At 39.7% G+C, this 4,503-nt stretch carries 6 protein-coding genes; 4 read left to right on the top strand and 2 right to left on the bottom strand.

The window, feature by feature from the left end:
• Nucleotides 1-238 precede the first annotated feature (238 nt).
• Together HC752_RS23575 and HC752_RS23570 are read left to right on the top strand one after the other, a co-directional pair.
• Nucleotides 239-589, top strand: a complete 351-nt coding sequence (locus tag HC752_RS23575) for a hypothetical protein (RefSeq protein ID WP_190337633.1) — start codon at nt 239-241, stop codon at nt 587-589.
• A 144-nt stretch (nt 590-733) separates the two neighbouring features.
• On the top strand, nt 734-1,321 hold the full coding sequence (locus HC752_RS23570; RefSeq protein WP_190337632.1) for a hypothetical protein: 588 nt from the start codon (nt 734-736) through the stop codon (nt 1,319-1,321).
• A gap of 46 nt (nt 1,322-1,367) precedes the next feature.
• Here the strand turns inward: HC752_RS23570 and HC752_RS25330 are convergent, their stop codons facing one another.
• On the bottom strand, nt 1,368-1,529 hold the full coding sequence (locus tag HC752_RS25330; RefSeq protein WP_190337631.1) for a hypothetical protein: 162 nt from the start codon (nt 1,527-1,529) through the stop codon (nt 1,368-1,370).
• A gap of 1,366 nt (nt 1,530-2,895) precedes the next feature.
• Here HC752_RS25330 and HC752_RS23560 point away from each other — a divergent pair.
• Together HC752_RS23560 and HC752_RS23555 are read left to right on the top strand one after the other, a co-directional pair.
• The gene (locus HC752_RS23560; protein ID WP_190337630.1) at nt 2,896-3,498 is read left to right on the top strand and encodes a peptidoglycan recognition protein family protein; all 603 of its coding nucleotides are present in this window, start codon (nt 2,896-2,898) and stop codon (nt 3,496-3,498) included.
• A complete protein-coding gene (locus HC752_RS23555) occupies nt 3,479-3,805 on the top strand; it encodes a hypothetical protein (protein ID WP_190337629.1) in 327 nt (108 codons plus the stop codon). The genes HC752_RS23560 and HC752_RS23555 overlap by 20 nt, the downstream gene beginning before the upstream one ends.
• A 347-nt stretch (nt 3,806-4,152) precedes the next feature.
• On the opposite strand, the gene HC752_RS23550 is transcribed toward HC752_RS23555, so the two are convergent.
• Nucleotides 4,153-4,503 (bottom strand): hypothetical protein (locus HC752_RS23550; protein WP_190337628.1); only part of this gene is annotated, 351 nt, incomplete at its 5' end.

Raw genomic sequence — 4,503 nt, 5'->3', positions numbered from 1 at the left:
TTTTGTTGGTTAGGATGTTGTTCATTGAATGCAAGCAAAATGCTTCTCTGCCAAGTGAGTTTGTGTACTCGTTACGCTCTAACAAACGCTTCAAGCGGACTGCCAACGCGTGGCATTTTAGGTTTGCGGTGATAATTGTGTTTAAGGCGCAATGCGGTAGCTTTTGTATAGCGTTGTCAGCAGCTTAAGCGGGCGTTATGTATAGTCGGAAATGCCTAAATAATAGGATGAATAAGAGATGTTCGAACGAAATGTAAAATATTTACGCATACTAACGATACTTATTCTCTTTTCTTTATTCACTGCGATTGTTGGCAATGATATTTTACCTCTTCTAGAACCAAGAAGTGACAGTCAATCGACAATCTTGTACATAATCATCCATTCTTTTAGCGCCTTTACTATATTGCCTAGTGTCTTGTCGTTATCATTTGATGTGGGAAAAATCTGGGGTGCAGCAGCAGGTTGGCTTTTCCTGTTCAGTTCAAGTTTTGTTTCTCAATATTTTTATGCTGCTACACACTTGGTTGCGATTTCGTTGGTTTTTTATTTTTACTGGCAGGTTCGAGAAAACGAAAAGAATACATAACAAAAGCTTCAAACCGACAAACAACGCGTGGCATTTTTGGTTTGCGGTGAATATAGTGTTTAAGGCGTAATGCAGCGGCTTGTTTTGTGCGTTGTCTGCGGTTTAAGCTGGCGTTATGTTTATTTTTGGAATATGGAGCATTCGATGAAAAAACCAGATATAGCATTGGTATACGATAATTACTTCGGTGATGAGTTGGGCAATGACTTTTCCGCAGGATTGGATGCTAAATCCGTTAATGTTTTTACTCAAAAGTACGGTGTTTATGATGAGCCAAAAGCATGTGCTGAGTGGTTTTTACCCTCGCTAATAACAGCTTATGTTGCGAAACCATACTTCGAAGCAATGCTTCAAGAGCTAGGTAAAGAGCATTTTCAACTACTTAAGAAAAAGCTATCTGATATTGGTAATGACACAATTAAGAAACGCCGTATAGAGCCAACATTTGTAGCTACTTCAGGGAAAATTTCAGGTAAAAATCCATACTCACATTCGTTTTCAATAATGGTGGAATCGCAAGAGGGATTTACCTTTCAATTTCTTATTCCGAAATACAGTGAAAATTGCGACTATCAAGGTTATATAAATACATTTATGGACTTTGTTAATGACTATCACCTTGGTTTATTGCCAAATTTCAAGGTTGAGGCTAAGGACATAGTTGTTGGTAGGGTGTTTGTTCATATCAACGAAGTAAGTGGTCAGATTGAAATAGCACCGTTCAAACCATAAACATAACAAACGCTTTAAGACGGATTCGCAACGCGTGGCATTTTCACTATGCGTTGATTTTGGTGATTAAGGTGGTTGCAGCAACATCGGTATTGCGTCGCTCACCACTTAAGCGGGCGTTATAGCGCTTTGATAATTCTAGGTTTGTAAGGTTATCGAAAATTGCTGGCTTCAATGTTTTTGAGTTCGATTCCTTAGTCTGAGTCAAGGTGGTAAATCCTCGCCAGCCAAGCCGTTGTAGGTTTCAAAACCATTCAGCTTCATCAGGTTTTGAAGTTTGGCTTCCGGCTAGTTTTCCTAAATTCTCGATTGAATCGGTGTTTTGGGATTTGTGGTCTGGTTGCAGAGGATTTTGTTGGCTAAGATGCAGTTCATGGAATGCAAGCTAAGTGCTTCATTGCCAAGCGAGTTTGTTACTTGTATCGCTACAACAAACAGTTCAAGCAGACCAAAAACGCGTGGCATTTTTAGCTTGCGTTGAGTTTTGTGTTTAAGGTAGTTTGCAGAAATGGTATTTGTACGTTTTTGGCTACTTAACTGGGCGTTATGAAGCATCTAGGAAAATGCAGTAAAATTAGGGTGTAAGGTTCTTCGTTCTCATTTGGTGCCTTTGTTGTTTTGGAATGATCTCAGCCAGAAAACTCGTGCTATTCCTTTGGTTAAATGCCGCTTGGGCTTCATCGAAAGGCAAATAGGCTGTTTGGCTACTTTGCCAAGTGATTCTTTCTAGCAGCCATTTACTGCACCGTGATTTTAGTGGGGCGGCAGGGTATCGAAAAACTCCAAGCTTGGCACGCGTTTTTAGTCAATTTGTTGTGGGTTTATCGCGTAGCTGCCGGCATTTTGTGAATTGGCTCGGTGTCTTAACCTTCTGTATTTGCTGGAATTCCGAGGTTGCCGTAAAGTCCGTTCATAACAAACAATTCAAGCAGACCAAAAACGCGTGGCATTTTTAGTTTGCGGTGAGTTTTGTGTTTATGGTGGTTTGCAGGAACGGCATTTGTACGTTTTTGGCTACTTAATTGGGCGTTATAGTGCTTTGATAATTCAAGGGTTATCAGGTTCTCGAAAATTGCTGGCTTAATTGTTTTTGAGTTCGATTCCTCTACCTGTATCAAGATGGTGAAGTTGGCTCAAGCCAAGTTGCTGCAAGCTTTCAAAGTCAATTTGGTTTGTTGAATTTTGAAGCTTTGCTCTCGGCTCGTTTCCCTAAATTTTCGACTGAATCGGTGTTTTGGGCTTTGTGGTCTGGCTGCAGAAGCTCACTTTGGCTAAGATGTCGTTCACTGAATGCAGACTAAATGCGTCATTGCCAAGTGAGTTTGTTTACTTGCTGCACTACAACAAACGCTTCAAGCGGACTGCCAACGCGTGGCACTTTAGGTTTGCAGTGATAATTGTGTTTAAGGCGCAATGCGGTAGCTGTTGTATTGCATTGGCAGCAGCTTAAGCGGGTGTTATGTTGCTGAATGCTAACTGAAACTAAAGTTGAAGTGGCGCTCAAAACTTAATATCCACCATATGCATCCTGTATGGTATTGATTATCCTACCGCGTATGTATTTAGGGGTATTTATGTATATAGAAGACGGTAGGGTTGTTAAAAGAGGAAATAGAGTAACCATTATTCCTCAATCAAGGCTAGTTGTTAATAATTTAATTAATAATGGTAATAAAGTGATTCCCTATAAACGCTGGGGAATGCGTAATCCCAAATATGAGAATCTTGCTCTGGATTGGAACTTTCACTCTATAGTCATTCATCATTCAGGAAATTGGGGTGAAAAGAATCCTGTAAATATCGAAAGATTACACATGGTTGAGAATGCGTTTGATCATGTCGGTTACCACTACTTGATAGACAGCGCTGGTAAAATATATGAAGGTCGTGAATTGATTTACAAAGGCTCTCATGTAAAACATAGTAACACCAAAAGAATAGGAGTCCTGTTACTTGGGGACTTTAATGAACAATGGTGGGATATTGATGATGAGCTGACAAACTCTCAGCTTAAGGCGCTCGGGTCATTGGTAAAATCGTTTAAACGACATTTCCCTATAGAAAAACTTGGAGGTCATAAAGAGTTCTTACCAGGTAAAGGGTATTCATGCCCAGGAAATGTCGTGATGGATATTATTGACAATATTAGGAGTCGGCATGCTCTACAAAAGCCTTAGTCGTTTTCTATCTGTCTTTGTTACTTTATTACTATTGATAAAGTTTTTCACAGCAACAGTTGTTTTTTCAGATGACCCATATAGTTTTTTTGTATTTAAGACGCAACCATCTTTATATAATAAATTTGTAGTTACTAGTGACGAAGAGTTCAATGAATTTATTATAATCTTGTCTGATGAAAATAAATTAATTGGTCAGGATGTATACAGCTGTTTGATGAGTAGTACGGTTATAGTCTCTTTGAGCGGTTTATTATTGTTGGTTTTCGTTGCTGGAATGCGCTTATCAAAACGCAACAAAAAGTAATTTGTGAAGCCTTTGCAACTCAACAAATCTAGTGTGGTTGTGGTGCAACATAACAAACGCTTCAAGCCGACCGCCAACGCGTGGCATTTTTGGTTTGCAGTAATAATTGTGTTTAAGGCACAATGCGTTAGCCGTTGTATTACGTTGGCAGCAGCTTAAGCGGGCGTTATAGCGCATTGATAATTCTAGGTTTGTAAGGTTATCGAAAGTTGCTGGCTTTTGTGTTTTTGAATTCGATTCTTCAACCATATCTATGGTGGAAAAGTTCTCAGCAAACCAAGTTGCTGTAAGCTTTTAAAACCAATTAGGTTAGCCAAATTTTGAAGTTTGGCTTCCGGCTAGCTTTCCTAAATTCTCGACTGAATCGGTGTTTTGGGTTCTGTGGTCTGGTTGCAGAGGATTTTGTTGGCTAAGATGCAGTTCATTGAATGCAAGCTAAGTGCTTCATTGCCAAGCGAGTTTTTTGCTTGTATCGCTCTAACAAACAGTTCAAGCAGACCAAAACCGCGTGGCATTTTTAGCTTGCGGTGAGTTTTGTGTTTACGGTTGTTTGCAGAAGTAGCATTTGTGCGTTTTTGGCTACTTAACTGGGCGTTATAGCGCTTTGATAATTCAAGGGTTGTCAGGTTCTCGAAAGTTGCTGGCTTCAGTGTTTTCGAGTTCGATTCCTCAACCATATCTAAGGTTGGAAATTCTCT

This window comes from Vibrio sp. S9_S30 (assembly GCF_014694455.1).
Classification (GTDB): domain Bacteria; phylum Pseudomonadota; class Gammaproteobacteria; order Enterobacterales; family Vibrionaceae; genus Vibrio.
Note: the sequence above shows the minus strand (reverse complement) of the source record. Positions and strands in the feature narration are given on the sequence as shown.